The organism is Chryseobacterium sp. PvR013, assembly GCF_017833095.1.
In the GTDB taxonomy this organism is placed as follows: domain Bacteria; phylum Bacteroidota; class Bacteroidia; order Flavobacteriales; family Weeksellaceae; genus Chryseobacterium; species Chryseobacterium culicis_A.
The window spans coordinates 1,170,856-1,188,209 of sequence record NZ_JAFIBT010000001.1 but is presented as its reverse complement, the minus strand read 5'-3'; the positions used below and the strand labels follow the sequence as shown (position 1 = coordinate 1,188,209).

Annotated in this window: 15 protein-coding genes; 11 read left to right on the top strand and 4 right to left on the bottom strand. The window is 39.2% G+C overall.

What is annotated here, in order from left to right:
• Positions 1–162 precede the first annotated feature (162 nt).
• From JOE44_RS05470 to JOE44_RS05445, 6 genes are read left to right on the top strand one after another with little or no spacing between them, the layout of a single operon-like run.
• Complete coding sequence (locus tag JOE44_RS05470; protein ID WP_209784686.1) at positions 163–2,538, top strand: glycoside hydrolase family 127 protein; 2,376 nt, start codon at positions 163–165, stop codon at positions 2,536–2,538.
• A gap of 32 nt (positions 2,539–2,570) precedes the next feature.
• On the top strand, positions 2,571–4,475 hold the full coding sequence (locus tag JOE44_RS05465; RefSeq protein WP_209784685.1) for a sialate O-acetylesterase: 1,905 nt from the start codon (positions 2,571–2,573) through the stop codon (positions 4,473–4,475).
• A 28-nt stretch (positions 4,476–4,503) separates the two neighbouring features.
• The gene (locus JOE44_RS05460; RefSeq protein WP_209784684.1) at positions 4,504–5,949 is read left to right on the top strand and encodes an MFS transporter; all 1,446 of its coding nucleotides are present in this window, start codon (positions 4,504–4,506) and stop codon (positions 5,947–5,949) included.
• 10 nt (positions 5,950–5,959) lie between these two features.
• Complete coding sequence (locus tag JOE44_RS05455) at positions 5,960–7,069, top strand: endo-1,4-beta-xylanase (protein WP_209784683.1); 1,110 nt, start codon at positions 5,960–5,962, stop codon at positions 7,067–7,069.
• 21 nt (positions 7,070–7,090) lie between these two features.
• A complete protein-coding gene (locus tag JOE44_RS05450; RefSeq protein ID WP_209784682.1) occupies positions 7,091–8,065 on the top strand; it encodes a glycoside hydrolase family 43 protein in 975 nt (324 codons plus the stop codon).
• A gap of 27 nt (positions 8,066–8,092) precedes the next feature.
• Positions 8,093–10,126, top strand: a complete 2,034-nt coding sequence (locus tag JOE44_RS05445) for an alpha-glucuronidase (protein ID WP_209784681.1) — start codon at positions 8,093–8,095, stop codon at positions 10,124–10,126.
• A gap of 125 nt (positions 10,127–10,251) precedes the next feature.
• On the opposite strand, the gene JOE44_RS05440 is transcribed toward JOE44_RS05445, so the two are convergent.
• On the bottom strand, positions 10,252–10,848 hold the full coding sequence (locus JOE44_RS05440; RefSeq protein ID WP_209784680.1) for a hypothetical protein: 597 nt from the start codon (positions 10,846–10,848) through the stop codon (positions 10,252–10,254).
• 156 nt (positions 10,849–11,004) lie between these two features.
• On the opposite strand from JOE44_RS05440, the gene JOE44_RS05435 reads away from it, so the two are divergent.
• From JOE44_RS05435 to JOE44_RS05415, 5 genes are all read left to right on the top strand, one after another.
• Positions 11,005–11,877 (top strand): AraC family transcriptional regulator, encoded by an 873-nt coding sequence (locus tag JOE44_RS05435; RefSeq protein WP_209784679.1) that lies wholly within the window; start codon positions 11,005–11,007, stop codon positions 11,875–11,877.
• A gap of 165 nt (positions 11,878–12,042) precedes the next feature.
• A complete protein-coding gene (gene galK / locus JOE44_RS05430; RefSeq protein ID WP_209784678.1) occupies positions 12,043–13,227 on the top strand; it encodes a galactokinase in 1,185 nt (394 codons plus the stop codon).
• Positions 13,211–14,260, top strand: a complete 1,050-nt coding sequence (locus tag JOE44_RS05425; RefSeq protein WP_209784677.1) for a UDP-glucose--hexose-1-phosphate uridylyltransferase — start codon at positions 13,211–13,213, stop codon at positions 14,258–14,260. The genes galK and JOE44_RS05425 overlap by 17 nt, the downstream gene beginning before the upstream one ends.
• Before the next feature lie 76 nt (positions 14,261–14,336).
• Positions 14,337–15,137 carry an HAD family hydrolase gene (locus JOE44_RS05420; RefSeq protein WP_209784676.1) on the top strand — a complete coding sequence of 267 codons (801 nt, stop codon included), beginning with the start codon at positions 14,337–14,339 and terminating at the stop codon, positions 15,135–15,137.
• 46 nt (positions 15,138–15,183) lie between these two features.
• Complete coding sequence (locus tag JOE44_RS05415; protein WP_077416025.1) at positions 15,184–15,390, top strand: ArsR family transcriptional regulator; 207 nt, start codon at positions 15,184–15,186, stop codon at positions 15,388–15,390.
• A gap of 91 nt (positions 15,391–15,481) precedes the next feature.
• Here the strand turns inward: JOE44_RS05415 and JOE44_RS05410 are convergent, their stop codons facing one another.
• Genes JOE44_RS05410 through JOE44_RS05400 form a run of 3 tightly spaced genes read right to left on the bottom strand, consistent with a single transcriptional unit; the run spans position 15,482 to position 17,335 of the window.
• Complete coding sequence (locus JOE44_RS05410; protein WP_209784675.1) at positions 15,482–16,303, bottom strand: alpha/beta hydrolase; 822 nt, start codon at positions 16,301–16,303, stop codon at positions 15,482–15,484.
• A gap of 49 nt (positions 16,304–16,352) precedes the next feature.
• A complete protein-coding gene (locus JOE44_RS05405; protein WP_209784674.1) occupies positions 16,353–16,871 on the bottom strand; it encodes a thioredoxin domain-containing protein in 519 nt (172 codons plus the stop codon).
• A gap of 2 nt (positions 16,872–16,873) precedes the next feature.
• Positions 16,874–17,335, bottom strand: a complete 462-nt coding sequence (locus JOE44_RS05400; protein WP_209784673.1) for a redoxin domain-containing protein — start codon at positions 17,333–17,335, stop codon at positions 16,874–16,876.
• Between the last annotated feature and the right edge of the window lie 19 nt (positions 17,336–17,354).

Genomic DNA, 17,354 nt, shown 5'->3' with positions numbered 1-17,354 from the left:
TGATCTGATTATCTTATTTTTTATGATAAGGTAATGTGTTTTCTGTTATTTTTAGGGCTTTACCGGAAGTTTTAAATGAAAAAATAATGGATTCAGACTCAGAAAATGTTTCGTATATAGATTCTTTCCATTATTTTAGAAATGTTGAATTAACATTTATTCATGACTCCAAAACTTTCAGTTATTTTATTATGTTTTGCTGCATTCACCTCTGCACAGGTGAAGAAGAAAATTCATTATTTCCCTTTGGAAACTGTAAAATTATCAGAAAGTATTTTCAATAAAGCTATGATGGCAGACCGTCAATATCTCATGGCCATGGAACCGGACAGATTGCTGGCTCCTTATCTTAAAGAAGCCGGGCTGAAACCTAAGGCAGATAATTATCCCAATTGGGAAAATACAGGGTTGGATGGGCACATAGGAGGACATTACATTTCAGCATTATCCCTGATGTACGCTTCTACAGGAGATACTGCAATACAACAGAGAATTGATTATATGATCAATGAACTGGAACACTGCCAAAATACCTCTCCGGACGGATACATTTCAGGGATTCCCAACGGGAAAAATATATGGAAAGAAATAAAACAGGGAAATATTCGTGCTTCAGGCTTCGGTTTGAATGACCGGTGGGTACCTTTATATAATATTCACAAACTGTACTCAGGGCTGCGCGATGCGTATTGGTATGCCAAAAACGAAAAAGCAAAGGCAATGCTTATAAAGCTTACGGATTGGATGGCAAATGAAGTTTCAGACCTTTCTGATGAGCAGATACAGGATATGCTGCGCAGTGAACATGGAGGGCTCAACGAAGTTTTTGCAGATGTTTATGACATTACTCATGATAAAAAGTATCTGAAACTGGCTCACCGATTTTCCCATCAGGCTATTCTTACACCGCTTTTATCGGGAGAAGATAAGCTTACAGGACTTCATGCCAATACACAGATTCCAAAAGTAATCGGCTATAAACGTATTGCCGATCTTGAGAATAATACGTCCTGGAGTAATGCCGCTGATTTTTTCTGGCATAATATTACAGAGAAAAGATCTTCAGTTATTGGAGGTAACAGTGTCAGTGAGCACTTTAATCCTGTTAATGATTTCAGCAGTATGATAAAAAGTATTGAAGGTCCGGAAACCTGCAATACCTACAATATGCTCAAGCTTACTAAAGAGCTTTATGCAACGCAGCCCGAATCATATTATATAGATTATTACGAAAAAGCATTATATAATCATATTCTTTCCACAGAAAATCATGATCAGGGAGGTTTCGTGTACTTTACACCAATGCGTCCCGGACATTACCGTGTGTATTCACAGCCTCAGACCAGCTTCTGGTGCTGTGTAGGGTCCGGAATGGAAAATCATGCCAAATATGGAGAAATGATTTATGCCCGGTCGGGTAAGGATTTATATGTGAACCTGTTTATTCCTTCCACATTGACATGGAAAAAGCAAAAAGTAGTACTCCGCCAGGTCAATAACTTTCCGGAAGTTCCCGAAACAACATTGATTTTCGATGCTGCAGGAAAATCAGAATTTGACGTAAAACTGAGATGCCCGGCATGGACTACACCTTCGGAAGTAAAAATTCTGATCAACGGAAAACAGCAGAAAGTACAGCGTGGTTCCGACGGCTATTTTACACTGAATAAAAAATGGAAAAAAGGAGATGTCGTGAAAATGATTTTACCGATGCATCTTTTCGCAGAACAGCTGCCTGACCATTCCCATTATTATGCATTTAAATACGGGCCTGTGGTGCTTGCCGCAAAATACGGAACAGAAAATCAGCAGGGGCTTCTTGCGGATGACAGCAGAGGAGGCCATATTGCTCATGGTCCTCAGATCCCTTTAAGCGAAATTCCCGTTATCCTTGGAAATTCTTCAGAAGTTGTCAGTCATGTTGCGCCTTCGAATAATAAACCGCTCAACTTTACCGTTACAGGTCTTTATCCATCTGAAAAATTTGGGAAAGGTTTAGATCTTGTACCGTTTTACAGTATTCAGGCAGAAAGATATATTTTGTACTGGCCTCAGGCTGATAAAAACGGAATAGAAAATACATTGAAGCAAAGGGCAAATGAAGAAGTAGAAACCAGAAAACTGGATATGATTACTACAGATAAGATCCAGCTGGGAGAACAGCAGCCGGAATCAGATCATTTTATAGAAAGTAAAGATTCCGGTACAGGATATTTGGAAGACCGTCATTTCCGAGATGCTAAAGGCTGGTTCAGTTACCAGATGAAAAATAACGAAAAAAAAGCTTTATACCTTTATCTGCTTTATTTTGATGCGAATACCAGCCGTACGCTGAATATTGAGATCAACGGTAAAAAAATCATTACCCAAAATCTGGAAGGAAAGTCCGGAAGTTTACCCCAATATCTGATTGTTCCGATTCCGGATTCAGAAAAGAATAAAGAAAATTTTACTGTAAAATTCCTTGCAGATGAAAAACTCATGACCGCTAAAGTCATCGAAGTCCGTTTACTGACAGAAAATTACGAAAAGAAATAAAGCTGAACCAACATTAAAAACAGATTTTTCCCATGAAAAACAGAACTCTATATTTATTATTTTTTCTCGCAGCTATTTGCAGTTTTCATGCAAAGGTAAGGCTTCCCGCATTGGTTTCAGACGGAATGATCCTTCAGAGAAATCAGGATTTGAAGATCTGGGGATATGCAGATGCAGGAGAAAAAATTACAATTAAGTTTATCAATAAAACGTATAATGCCACAGCAGACCAAAGTGGAAACTGGTCTCTTATGCTTCCAAAGCTTAATGCCGGAGGTCCATATACCATGATGATTAATGAAATTACCCTTAAAGATATTCTTATTGGTGATGTGTGGGTGGCCTCAGGACAATCCAATATGGAGCTTCCGATGCGTAGGCTGACACCTTTGTATGAAAATGAAATTAAAAACGCCAATAATCAGAATATAAGATTCTTCACAGTTCCGCAGAAATATAATTTTAAAGCTCCGCAAAATGATCTTGACGGAGGAAAGTGGGAAAGTACCAATCCTCAGACTATTCTTGATTTTTCGGGGGTTGCTTATTTTTTTGCGAAAGAACTGAATGAAAAAAACAAAGTTCCTGTAGGAATCATTCATACCAGTCTGGGAGGCTCTCCGGTTCAGGCCTGGATGGATGAAAAATCACTGAAAAAATATCCGGAATATCTCGCTGAAGCAGAAAAATGGAAAAATGATGATCTGATACAATCTACAGAATCCCAGGAAAGATCATTGAGCAAAGCATGGTATGCAGAGCTGGATCAGAGTGACATTGGTTTCAACCAGCACTGGGAAAAAGATAACGCTAATGATTCCGGATGGAAAACCATGATGGTTCCGGGATCGTGGGAAGATCAGGAAGGCTCGTTTAAGGGTTCGGTATGGTTCCGTAAGGAAATTATGCTGCCCAAAGGAGTGGATCAGAAAACAGCATTTCTCAATCTGGGAAGGATAAAAGATGCTGATATTACTTACATCAACGGAATCAAAGTAGGAAATGTAACCTATGAATATCCGCCACGCTGGTATGACATTCCGAAAGGTATTTTAAAAGAAGGAAAGAATATCATTATGGTAAGAATTATCAATGGCAGCGGAAAAGGACAGTTTATCGCTGATAAGCCGTATTATCTGGAAATCGACGGACAAAAAACAGACCTTAAAGGCGAGTGGAAATATAAAATAGGAGCAAAAATGGAAAAAATGGCTCCCGGACAGACATTTATCCGCTGGAAACCGGTAGGGCTTTACAATGCCATGATTAATCCGCTGATCAATTATAAAATCAAAGGATTTATCTGGTATCAGGGCGAAAGCAATACAGGAGTTCCAAAAGAATACAGTGATTTGCTGTCGACAATGATCTCAGACTGGCGTTCAAAATGGAACAAAAAAGATATGCCATTCCTGATTGTACAGCTGGCCAATTTCATGGAGAAAAAAGATGAACCTCTGGATAGTGGTTGGGCAGAACTGAGAGAACAGCAGAGACAGGTTTCTCTTAATGTTCCTTATTCAGGACTTGCGGTAACGATTGATTTGGGAGAATGGAATGATATTCATCCCTTGAATAAAAAAACAGTGGGTGACAGGCTTGCTTTACAGGCCCTGAAAGTTGGTGAAGGCAAAAAAATCGTAGCTGACGGACCCGTTTATCAGTCGATGAAAACAGAAAGGAATACCATTGTTTTATCTTTTAAACCTGGTACAGATGATCTGGTACAGGGAAGCCTTAAAGGTTTTGCCATACAGCAGAAAGATGGCAGCTACCAATGGGCAAAAGCAGAAGCAAAAGGAAATAAAGTCAGGGTATGGAATGATCAGGTCAGCAGTCCTGTTAATGTACGCTACGACTGGGCAGATAATCCTGACGGCAATCTTAAAAATAAAAGCGGGCTTCCTGCTTCACCTTTTACAACAGAAAAAAAATAATTTAACATAGAAAACCATATCAAATTCAATGGATAATCAGCCACAAAAAATATCGGTAATCGAAAAAGTAGGGTATAGCTTGGGTGATCTGGCAGCCAACCTTGTTTTTCAGACCTTAGTCACCTACCTGACCTATTTTTATACAGATATTTACGGACTCAAAGCAGAAGATGCTTCTGTTATCACCCTTACGGTAGGTTTAATTGCCGGGTTTGGTTTTAACCCGCTCATCGGAGCGCTGGCGGACCGTACAAGCTCACGATGGGGGAAATTCCGTCCATGGATTTTATGTACCGCTGTACCGCTTGGTATTGCAGCACTATTAGCTTTTAGCACGCCTCACTTTTCCTATCAGGGTAAAATGATCTATGCTGCGGTTACCTATTCATTATTATTGTTATTATATGCATCCAATAACCTGCCATATGCTGCTTTGAGCGGCGTTATCACGGGAGATATGGGAGAAAGAAACAGTATTTCTTCATATCGTTTTGTAGCAGTAATGTTTGCACAGTTCTTTGTACAGGTATTTATGTTGCCTATCATTCTATATGTAGGACATGGAGACAAGGCACAGGGAATTGAAACTGTTATGACATGGCTGGCAGTGATCGGATCCATCATGCTTTTGATTACCTTTTTTACGACCAAAGAAAGAATCATTCCCAAGCCGGAGCAGAAATCAAGTCTGAAAGAAGATTTAAAAGACTTATTTCAAAACAGGCCATGGATTATTATGCTTATCGTGACCGCATTTATATTCATCACGCTGGCCATGAAAGGTGGATCTTACGTATATTATTTTAACAACTATGTGGATGAAAATGCCTTGAAGAACTTTATATCACCCATTACAGCATTTTTTAATTCTGCAGGGATGAATTTCTTTGGGGAAGACCCAAAGTCTGCAGGATTCGGATTATTTAACGCAGGAGGAATTGTGATGATGATCGTAGGGATTACCTTCTCTAAAAAACTGGCAGACCGCTTTGGAAAACGGGACACTTTTATTGCGTCATTATTCATTTCTACCTTGTTTATCCTTGCTTTTATATTCTACCCTCCAAAAGCAGTGGGGATTATGTTTTTATCACAGATTGTACATGGATTCTTTTACGGAATCAGCACACCGCTTTTGTGGGCTATGATTGCTGATGTGGCCGACTATTCAGAATGGAAAAACAACCGCAGGGCTACCGCTATTATTTTCTCTGCCATGATGGTAGGATTGAAAGTTGGTCTTAGCATCGGAAGCTCTCTGGTCGCTTTGATCATCGGAAAATATGGATACATTTCTGTACATGGAAATGAGCAGGTTATTCAACCTGAAACAGTGGCAGCAGGGGCCAAAATGCTTGTGAGTATTTTCCCGTCCATACCGTTTTTCATTGCCTGCGGACTGCTTTTATTTTATAAAATCAACAAAAAAATGGAAGTTCAGATTGAAAAAGATCTGGCTGAAAGAAGAAAATAAAACGATTACTATGAAACGTATTTTAATTGGTTTGGCGGTTATTACCGCTTCCGGGCTGTCGGCGCAGAAATCCGACGGTACTTTAAAAAAAGCATTTCAGGATAAATTCTATATCGGGATCGCTATGAGTCTTCCCCAGATTGATGGTACAGATAAGAAAACAGTAGCGATTATCAAAAAACAATTCAGTTCTGTTGTTGCTGAAAATTGCATGAAATCTATGTTTCTGCAGTCTCAGGAAGGGAAGTTCTTCTTTGATGATGCCGATAAATTTGTTGCTTTCGGGATGAAAAACAGTATGTTCATCATCGGTCATACGTTAATCTGGCATTCCCAGCTTCCAAAATGGTTTTTTACAGACAGCAACGGAAAGGATGTTTCTCCGGAAGTATTGAAACAACGGATGAAAAATCATATTACAACAGTAGTTTCCCGGTACAAAGGAAAAGTAAAAGGATGGGATGTGGTCAATGAAGCCATTCTTGAAGACGGATCCTACAGAAAAAGTAAATTTTACGAAATCCTGGGTGAAGATTTTATTCCTTTGGCATTTCAGTATGCGCAGGAAGCAGATCCTAATGCTGAATTATATTACAACGATTATAATGAATGGTATCCTGAAAAGGTAAAAACAGTCATCACAATGGTTGAAAAACTTAAATCAAGAGGAATCCGTATTGATGGAGTGGGAATGCAGGCCCATGTGGGAATGGATACCCCTTCTATCGATGAATATGGGAAAGCAATTCTGGCTTATTCCAATGCGGGAGTTAAAGTTAATATTACAGAGCTGGAAATTAGTGCGCTGCCTTCTCCATGGGGAAGTTCTGCCAATGTTTCAGATACCGTTGCCTATCAGAAAGAAATGAATCCTTACACCAAAGGACTTCCTAAAGAAGTAGAAATGAAATGGGAAAAGCGTTACCTTGATTTCTTTGGCTTGTTCTTACAACATAAAGATAAAATAAGAAGGGTAACTTTATGGGGAGTTACCGATAAGCAGTCTTGGAAAAACGATTTCCCGGTGAAGGGAAGAACAGATTACCCATTACTGTTTGACAGAAAAGACCAGGAAAAACCTGTAGTACAAAAAATAATAAAATTGGCAGAGAAAAATTAAAATCAATAGAATTTTTACTTAATGAAAAAATCAAAATATTTATTCCCGGAAGATTATATGGCAGATCCTTCCGTTCATGTTTTTGAAAATAAAATCTATATCTATCCTTCTCACGACCGCGAAAGTGGAATTGAAGAAAACGATAACGGAGACCATTTTGACATGAATGATTACCATGTCTTCTCAATGGATGATGTAGACAGCGGAGACATAAAAGACCATGGTGTAGTTCTTTCAGTAAAAGATATTCCATGGGCGGGAAGACAGCTGTGGGATTGCGATGTAGCTTTCAAAGATGGGAAATATTATATGTATTTTCCCCTGAAAGATCAGAATGATATCTTCAGAATCGGTCTTGCTGTGAGCGACAAACCTTACGGACCTTTCATCCCTGAAAAACATCCGATGATGGGAAGCTACAGCATCGATCCCTGCATTTTTGAGGATAATGGAAAATATTATATGTATTTCGGAGGAATCTGGGGCGGACAATTGCAGCGATACAGAGATAATAAAGCACTTGAATCTGCCGTAATTCCTGAAAATGATGAACCAGCAATCCATTCAAAGGTGGCTCTGCTGAGCGATGATATGCTTGAATTTGCGGAAGCTCCTAAAGACGTTGTCCTCATTGATGAAAACGGAAAGCCTATGCTTCATGGTGACAAACACCGCTTTTTCGAAGCGTCATGGATGCATCAGTACAATGGTACATATTATTTTTCTTATTCTACCGGAGATACCCATCTGATTTGCTATGCAACCGGGGATAATCCTTACGGACCATTTACTTTCCAGGGAAAAATTCTTACTCCGGTGGTAGGGTGGACTACCCATCACAGCATTGTGGAATTCAAAGGAAAATGGTATCTGTTTTTCCATGATTCCGTTCCGAGTGGCGGTAAAACATGGCTGAGAAGCATGAAAGTGATTGAACTGGAATATGATCAGGAAGGTAAAATCAAGACGATTGAAGGTTTGGAAGACCAGTCATAATCATCTTTAATAATTTAAAATTTTTCAATGCGATATCTGAGACTCAACATTCTATTTTTTCTGATATTTCCGTTACTGGTTTTTGCTGAGGACGGGAGTCAGCTTTGGCTTCGGTTTCCTGCGAAAAACGGAATATCGGCAGATAAAATTATTTCCAAAGGCAACAGTCCAACCCTGAATATTGCCGGAAAAGAGCTGAGCAGCCACTGGCAGGGGCAGACTGTAGAACTACGTACAGAAAACAAAGACAAAAATCTGAAGGACGGCTACAGAATTGTTTCCACGTCCGAAAAAATCGTTATTTCTGCAGGGAAGGAAATAGGGCTGTTGTACGCAGTATATCATATTTTACGATTGCAGCAAACAAAGGCAGATCTGTCTCATTTAAATATTATTGAAAAACCTTCATACGATGTAAGGGTTTTGAACCATTGGGATAATCTGGACGGAAGTATTGAAAGAGGCTATGCCGGAAGATCATTTTGGAAATGGGAAGATTTGCCGGGCAAAATTTCTCCGCGTTACGAAGAATATGCCAGAGCCAATGCTTCGGTGGGGATCAATTCCGTTGTTTTAAATAATGTGAATGCCTCTCCCAATATGCTTAGGGAAGACTATTTAAAAAAGATAAAAGTTCTGGCGGATATTTTCAGACCTTACGGCATTAAAGTATATCTTTCGGTGAATTTCTCTTCGCCGAAAGTTCTGGGAGGATTACCAGATTCAGACCCTTTAAACAAAAATGTACAAAAATGGTGGAGAGATAAAGCAGCTGAAATTTACAAGATGATTCCCGATTTCGGTGGATTTTTGGTGAAAGCCAACTCCGAAGGCCAGCCTGGCCCTCAGGATTACGGAAGAACTCATGCGGACGGAGCCAATATGATGGCCGATGCCCTGAAGCCTTACAACGGAATCGTTATGTGGAGAGCATTTGTCTACAGTCCAAGTAAAGACGACAGAGCCAAACAGGCTTACCAGGAATTTGTTCCTCTGGACGGTAAATTCAGGGATAATGTAATTATTCAGATCAAAAACGGTCCGGTGGATTTCCAGCCGCGCGAAGCATTCAATCCACTCTTCGGAGCTTTGAGAAAAACTTCTGAAATGGTAGAGTTTCAGATCACCCAGGAATATCTGGGCTTTTCAAACCATCTTGTTTTTCTGGCTCCTTTATTCAAGGAAACACTTGATAGTGATACTTATTCTGACGGACAGGGATCCACGATTGCTAAAATTACAGACGGCACCTTAAGACCTGCAAAAATTTCAGCTATTTCAGCCGTTGCCAATGTCGGGGAAGATACCAACTGGACCGGGCATCATTTTGCACAGGCCAACTGGTATGCATTCGGCAGATTAGCATGGAATCACGAGCTGAGTTCAGAGCAGATTGCAGATGAATGGATTAAAATGACCTTCACAGACGATCATAACTTCCTGAATCCGGTAAAAGAAATGATGCTTTCTTCCAGAGAAACCGCTGTGGATTACATGATGCCTTTAGGACTGCATCATATCTTTGCAGGAGGTCATCACTACGGCCCTGAACCATGGGGAGATTATAAAGGCGGAAGACCGGACTGGTCACCAGTCTATTACCATCAGGCTGATGCTGAAGGGTTAGGTTTTGACAGGACAAAAACAGGAAGTAATGCTGTTTCACAGTATTTTCCACCACTGAATGAAAGATACGGGAATATCTCAACCTGTCCGGAGAATCTTATTCTTTGGTTTCATCATGTTCCGTGGGATTATACAATGAAAGATGGAAAAAACCTATGGGATGAGCTGTGCTATACGTATGATTCAGGGGTGAAAAAAGTAAGGGATTATCAGAAAATTTGGGATAGAATGGAACCTTACTTAGACAAAGAGCGATTTTCTGATGTTCAGTCAAGGCTCAGAATTCAGTCAAAAGATGCGGTATGGTGGAAAGATGCCTGCCTGCTGTATTTCCAGACTTTTTCCCAAAAACCTATTCCTTATGATATAGAACGTCCTGTTCACGAACTGGAAGATCTGAAAAAGATTAAACTGAACATGGGCCATCACAATTAAAAAATGAGGCAGCTCTTTTTCTGTTAGGAAATGGAGCTGCCTCAAAACAATAAACTGTAAGTAAAATTTTAATCCAAAATAATTTGGAATGATCGATATGTCAATCTATCTTTATATATTCCGTTTTATCGGAGAGAAATTATCTTATTAAAAACATTTCCGTTTTCTTCAACCTGAATGATATACTGATCTGCTGTTTTAGGATCAAGATCAAAAGTGATATCCACTTTGCCGTCAGCATATTTTTTATTAGAAGTATAATATGTTGTATTGGAAAGGTCATATACTGAAATGCTTACAGGTCCTTTTACATCAGACATGTGAAGCTGGGCCATATGACCGGAAATCTTATATTCAGGCTTATGCACAGCGTTCACAGGTGTTTTTTCCACCTCCATTACATTCTCAGCATTAATTTTTATCTTGTATTTTTCAATCTTTGCTTCTGATTCTGCTACCAGATAATACGTTCCAGGCGTAAAGTTCTGGAAGTCATAAGTCCTGATCACATGATCTCCATCTGCAAGATTTTCGAAAAATAGTTCGTCATGTGCAGTGTTATAAACAAAAACAGAAACACTTTTAGCATTTGAAAGCTCAAAATTCAAGGTTTTGTCTTGTACGTTTCCAAAGGAAAGGGAAAAATCTCTGTCCTTACTCATTACATTTGCTGAAACCAATAAAGCTCCTGTAAAAAATACGGCTTTTAATAATGTGCTCATGGGTTAAGGTTTTTAGGATTATTATTGCAAAGCTATGGCAGCAATAATTCTCAGGCTATAATTAAATTTTCATATTGATGTACTATATTAACCTTGTTTAATGATATTACTGTATTATTTGTTAATTTTGCATATGAAATTATTTGTATTTGGCTTATGAAACATGTAAATCCTTCTTTTGAGGCGGTAAGACCTACTATAGGAAGCAGTTTTACCAGCCTTAAATTTCTGACTAATGAGAATATAAAATCACATGTCTGGCATTACCATCCTGAGATTGAGTTGATTTTTGTATGTAAAGGTTCCGGGAAAAGACAGATCGGAAGCAGTATCACTTATTTTTCAGAAGGAGATCTTGCACTGATAGGAAGCAATCTTCCGCATTGCGGACTGACCAATGAAAGTACCCATAATGAGTATGAAATGGTGATCCAGTTTAAGCCTGATTTTTTAGGAGAACCTATCTGGAATATTCCGGAGATGCAAAGAATTTCAGCGCTGCTTGAAAAATCAAAAGCAGGAATCGTGTTCGGGGAAGAGGTGAAGAAAAGAATCGGGAATGAGATTACTGAGATGCATGAAACTTCCTCACTGGACAAACTGTGCAGATTTCTGAAAATTTTGGATGAACTGTCTGTTACACAGGATTACAGGATTTTAAATGCAGGGAAATATTATCTTCAGACACAGATTGAAGACAATGATAGAATCAATCTTATATTCAATTACGTTAAAGATCACTTCAAAGAAGCCATAACCCTCGAAGAGATGGCTGATCTTGCCAATATGAAAGTACCGTCTTTTTGTCGCTACTTTAAAAAAATTACCAACAAGACCTTTACACAGTTTGTCAACGAATATAGGATTACCCATGCCCTCAAGCTTCTGGCAGAACAACCTTTGAGCATTACTGAGGTCAGTTTTGAATCCGGGTTTAATAACTTCAGCTATTTTAACAGGACTTTCAAAGAATATATCCAAAAAAGTCCTTCTCAGTACAGAAAAGAATTCAACTATTTTATAGAGTAATTTACATTCGGGCTTTAAAATCAATCACTATGTTGGAATATGTTAAAATATATGTGTATATTCAACACTTATAAACAGTATTTATAAAAAGTATAATTTCTCTGTTATAAATTCAGCAGTTTATACTTAAGATCACCATGATCTGTTTGATCAGATAAGATTGATATGCATGAACAGTTAATTAACCCAACCCTAGAAAAGTTTAGAGCCGAATTCAAAGAAGAGCCTGAACACATTTTCCTTTCTCCCGGCAGAATTAATATTATCGGAGAGCATGTAGACTATAGCGATGGATTTGTACTTCCTGCTGCCATAGACAAATACATCTGTTTTGCTGTCCGTAAACTCCCCCAGACAAACCTTTGTACCATCATAGCCAAGGATCTCGGAGAAGAATATACATTTGATGTCACAACAGAAATAAAACCGGTACGGCAAATGTGGGCAAACTATATTCTGGGCGTTTTCAGCCAGTTGCAGAAGCCGGGAAATCAATTTTGCGGAATGGAAATTGTTTTCAGCAGTACCATCCCGATGGGATCCGGACTTTCTTCTTCGGCAGCCCTTGAATGCGGTTTTGCGTATATCCTTAATGAGCTTTTTGATCTTCAGTTATCAAAAAAAGAGATTGCAGTGATCGGGCAAAAATCCGAACATACTTTTGCAGGGGTTCAGTGCGGAATTATGGATCAGTTTGCCTCCGTTTTCGGAAAGGAAAATAAGGTCATTATGCTCGACTGTCATACTCTGGAACATCAATATTTTGATGCTGATCTTAAGGGATACAGCCTTTTGCTTTTCGACAGCTGCGTGAAGCATACTCATCTTACATCAGGCTATAATGAAAGGCGTAAAGACGTTGAGCATGGAAAAAAAGTTTTATGGGAAAAATTCCCCGAAGTAGAGAAGTTCCGGGATTTTACTACAACTATGCTTAACAGTGTAAAAGAGGAGATGGGAAATGTTTCATACAAAAGATGTCTTTACTTACTGAATGAGATTAAACGGGTAGAAATGGCGGCCAAAGCAATTTCGGAAGGAAATATTGAATATGTGGGAACACTTCTCACAGAGACCCATGCCGGGCTGTCCACTGAATTTGAAGTCAGCTGCAATGAACTTGACTTTTTGGTGGACAATACATTACAGCAGGAAGGGGTGCTGGGAGCAAGAATCATGGGAGGCGGTTTCGGAGGCTGCAGCATCAACCTTATTCAGGAAGATAAAGCTGAGGAAGTAATTAAAAATATCAGTAAAAGATATCAGGAAAGTTTTAATATCCAAATGAAAGTTTATCAGGTTAAAATTTCAGATGGGATAAAGGAATACACCAATGAATACATCATTTGACCGTAAAAAACATCCCCACAGAAGATACAATCCTCTTTTGGACGAATGGATACTGGTTTCCCCACAGCGGGCAAACAGACCATGGCAGGGGCAGAGAGAAGAAACAGCAGAAGAAAACCGTCCTGAATATGACCGGGACTGCTATCTCTGTTCAGGAAATATTCGTGCTAACGGAGACCGAAACCCTGAATATAAAGGAACCTATGTCTTTAACAATGACTTTGGAGCATTACTGAATGAAGAAGTTGAGTTTTCTGAAAATCATTCCGGATTTTTCACCCTTTTTCCGGAACGCGGGATCAACAGGGTAGTTTGTTTTTCTGAAAATCACAGCCTTACCTTGCCGGAAATGCCTGTGGAACACATCAGAAATGTGGTGGATGTATGGCAGGAGCAGTTCAATGAACTGGCTGCTCTGGACCATATCAATTATGTGCAGATTTTTGAAAATAAAGGAAGCATTATGGGCTGCAGCAACCCACATCCGCACGGCCAGATATGGGCACAGTCGTCCGTTCCGGCAATGGTTCAGAAAACCCAGGATCAGCTGAAATCTTATTTTGAAAAAAATAAAAGAACATTATTGGAAGATTATCTTGAGCAGGAAATGACGGCTGGTGAGCGCATTGTCATAGAAAATGAATGCTTTGCCGCATTGGTACCGTTTTGGGCGTCGTGGCCTTACGAAACAATGATTATCAGCAAACAGAAAAGAGAAAATATTGCGGAATTTTCTGAAGAGGAAAAAGAATCTTTTGCCGCTGTGCTCAAGGATTTGACTACGATATATGACAACCTTTTTGAAACCTCATTTCCTTATTCTGCGGGGATTCACCAATCGCCAACAGATGGAAAAGAACATCCGGAATGGCATTTTCATATGCATTTTTATCCTCCACTTCTCAGAAGTGCGGAAGTTAAAAAATTTATGGTAGGATACGAAATGCTGGCTGAGCCTCAACGGGATATCACCCCGGAACAAAGTGCCGCAATATTAAGAAACCTTTCCACCATTCATTACAAGAAAAAATAATAAATCAATATCTTTGAAAAGAATAAGCAAATTATGATTCTGCCAGGTACAGAATTTCGCTTTTCCCAATAAAATTATGGAACAGATTAAATTAATTGTGACGGACATGGATGGAACGTTTCTCAACTCCAGCCATGAAATGAGCCCTGAGTTTTCAGAAGTTTATAAAGAACTGAAAAAAAGAAATATTGTATTTGTACCCGCAAGCGGAAGACAGATGCCGGGAATTACCCATTACTTCGGAGAAATAGAAAGTGAGATTGGTTTTATTGCCGAAAACGGAGGGTATGTTATCTATAAAGATCAGGAGCTTTTTGCCGATACGCTGGAATACAAATATATTGTTGAGATCATCAAAGCTGTTCGTGAAATACCAGGTGCCAAAGCTGTATTATCCGCTAAAAAAATGGCTTATTATGAAACCGAAGATCAGCAGTTTGTAGATTTTTTCTCAAAGTATTATACCGAAAATATGAAAACAGATGATCTTACGAAAAAAGTTGATGATACAGCTTTTAAAATAGCAGTCTATCATGCTGATGGTTCAGAAAAATACCTGTATCCGGCTCTTAAAAGATTTGAAGAATTTGGTCTGGAAATAGTTGTTTCAGGAGCGCACTGGCTGGATGTGATGAATAAGGATATCAATAAAGGAAACGCTCTGAAAATCCTTCAGAAATCGTTAAACATTTCTCCTGAAAATACAATGGCTTTCGGGGATTATATGAATGATATAGAAATGCTGAAGAATGCCAAATATTCTTACGCCATGAAAAATGCCCACCCGAATGTAAAAGAAGTCGCTAATTTTGAAGCATGTACCAATGACAGCTTCGGGGTTCTGAAAACCATTAAGGATTATCTGCATTTGAATTGATATTTCCTAAAACTATACTACCAGAAACACTATTAAATATAAGGATATGAACAAGTCAACCGCAAGAAAACCCGCCAAACCCTGCTATGAGCATATTGGAGGGAAATTAGGGCAGCTTCTGCTGGAACAATTTGTAGAGAAGGGCTGGATTGCCAAGGATAATCCTGCCGAACGGCAATATTACATTACAGATAAAGGAACAGAGGAATTTACAAAACTAGGGATTGACCTTTCGAAAATAAAAACTGAATAAGAATCACTTTTCAATGTATTATGCCATGCTGAATAATAAAAAGATGAACCCTTGAAAGGTTCATCTTTGTTGTTTAGAAAAGAATTGGTACTTATGATCTGATAAATTCTAACAGATCTTTATTAATGGTAGGGTGTTCCGTTGTTGGCATACCATGCGGAAAGCCAGGATACGTGATCAGCTTTCCGTTCTTTAATAATTTAATTGATTTTAATGCCGCATTGGCAATAGGAACGATTTGGTCATCTTCACCATGCATCACCAAAACAGGAATATCCACAGCTTTAAGATCTTCAGTTAAATCTGTTTCTGAAAAGGCTTTGATTCCATCATAATGTGCGACAATTCCGCCCATCAGTCCCTGTCTCCACCAGTTTCTCTGAACACCGTCTTTTATATTGGCGCCTTCTCTGTTGTAGCCATAGAAAGGGAAAGTCAGATCATAGTAAAACTGGTTTCTGTTGTTTAAGGTCTGTTCTCTGATATTGTCGAAAACTTCCATAGGAACGCCGTCAGGATTGTTCTCACTCTTAACCATTACCGGTGGAATGGCGCTGATTAGAACCGCTTTCTTAGCTCTTCCGTTTGCATATTTGTTAACATAACGGATCACTTCACCACCGCCTGTGGAGTGACCGATGTGTACAACATCCTTCAGATCTAAAAATTCAACCAATTCTGCAGCATCAGAAGCGTATTGCTCAATAGTATGATTGTAGATATTCTGGCTGGAACGTCCGTGACCTCTTCTGTCGTGGGTAACCACTCTGTAACCTTTCTGCAGGAAGAAAATCACCTGTGCATCCCAATCGTCTGAGGACAATGGCCATCCGTGGTGAAACATCAGTACAGGTCCTTCTCCCTGGTCTTTGTAAAAAATTTCTGTTCCGTCTTTTAATGTTAGTGTGCTCATGTTGTTTATTTTTAATGTTATGATTGATTTTGTTTACATATTTTTCTGATTAATAGGCAGTATTTTCACGTACCAGCTGAATAAGGTCTTCGGCACCGCCGTTGAACTTGTTTCCGTTAATGAAAAAAGAAGGAGTTCCGTTCACTCCGCTGACGATACCGCTTTCAAAGTCTGTATCTACTTTTTCTGCTAATTCCTGTTTATGGATATCCGCTTTGAACTGAGGGATATTTAAATCCAGTTTTTCTGCAAGTTTTAACGGGAGACTGTCATTCAGGAATTCCTGATTTTCATAAATGGCATCGTGCATTTCCCAGAATTTTCCCTGCAAAGCTGCCGCTTCTGCTGCCAGAGCCGCCTGTCTTGCATACTGATGCATTTCTGACAGCGGGAAATTTCTGAATACAAATCTGATCTGATCTCCGAATTCTTTCATTAACCCTTTAAGAACCGGATAGGCAGCTCCGCAGAAAGGACATTGATAATCTCCATATTCTACAATGACTAAGCTGGCATTTGAGTTGCCCTGAGTGTGGTCAGCATTACTGACTGATGGTTTTAGTGACATAATTATTTTGTATTAAGGTTTTCCAATGCTTCCAAAATTCCGTCTGCTCCGGGGTTGATGGCGGTGGGTGAGAGGTAGCTCCATTCGATGATGCCGTCTTTATTGATGACAAAAAGGGCTCTGTTGCATTCTCCTTCTTCGTCATTGTAAACACCATATTTCTTGGCTGTTTCTCCTTTGGCTTCAAAATCTGCAAGCAGCGGAAAGTGCAGGTTTCTTGATTGTGAAAATGCAAGGTGACACCATTTGCTGTCTACGGAAATCCCGAAAATCTCTGCATCATATTTTTTGAAATACTTTAGCATTTCGTTGTATAATGCCATCTGGTCACTACACACCGGGCTCCAGTCTGCCGGATAAAATGCAAGGATAACGTTTCGTCCTCTGAATTCGGATAAGGTAATTTTCTGATCTGGGGTTGCAAATAATGTAAAATCAGGGGCAACCGTATTTTTTTCTAGCATAGGATTAGTTTTTAAATGT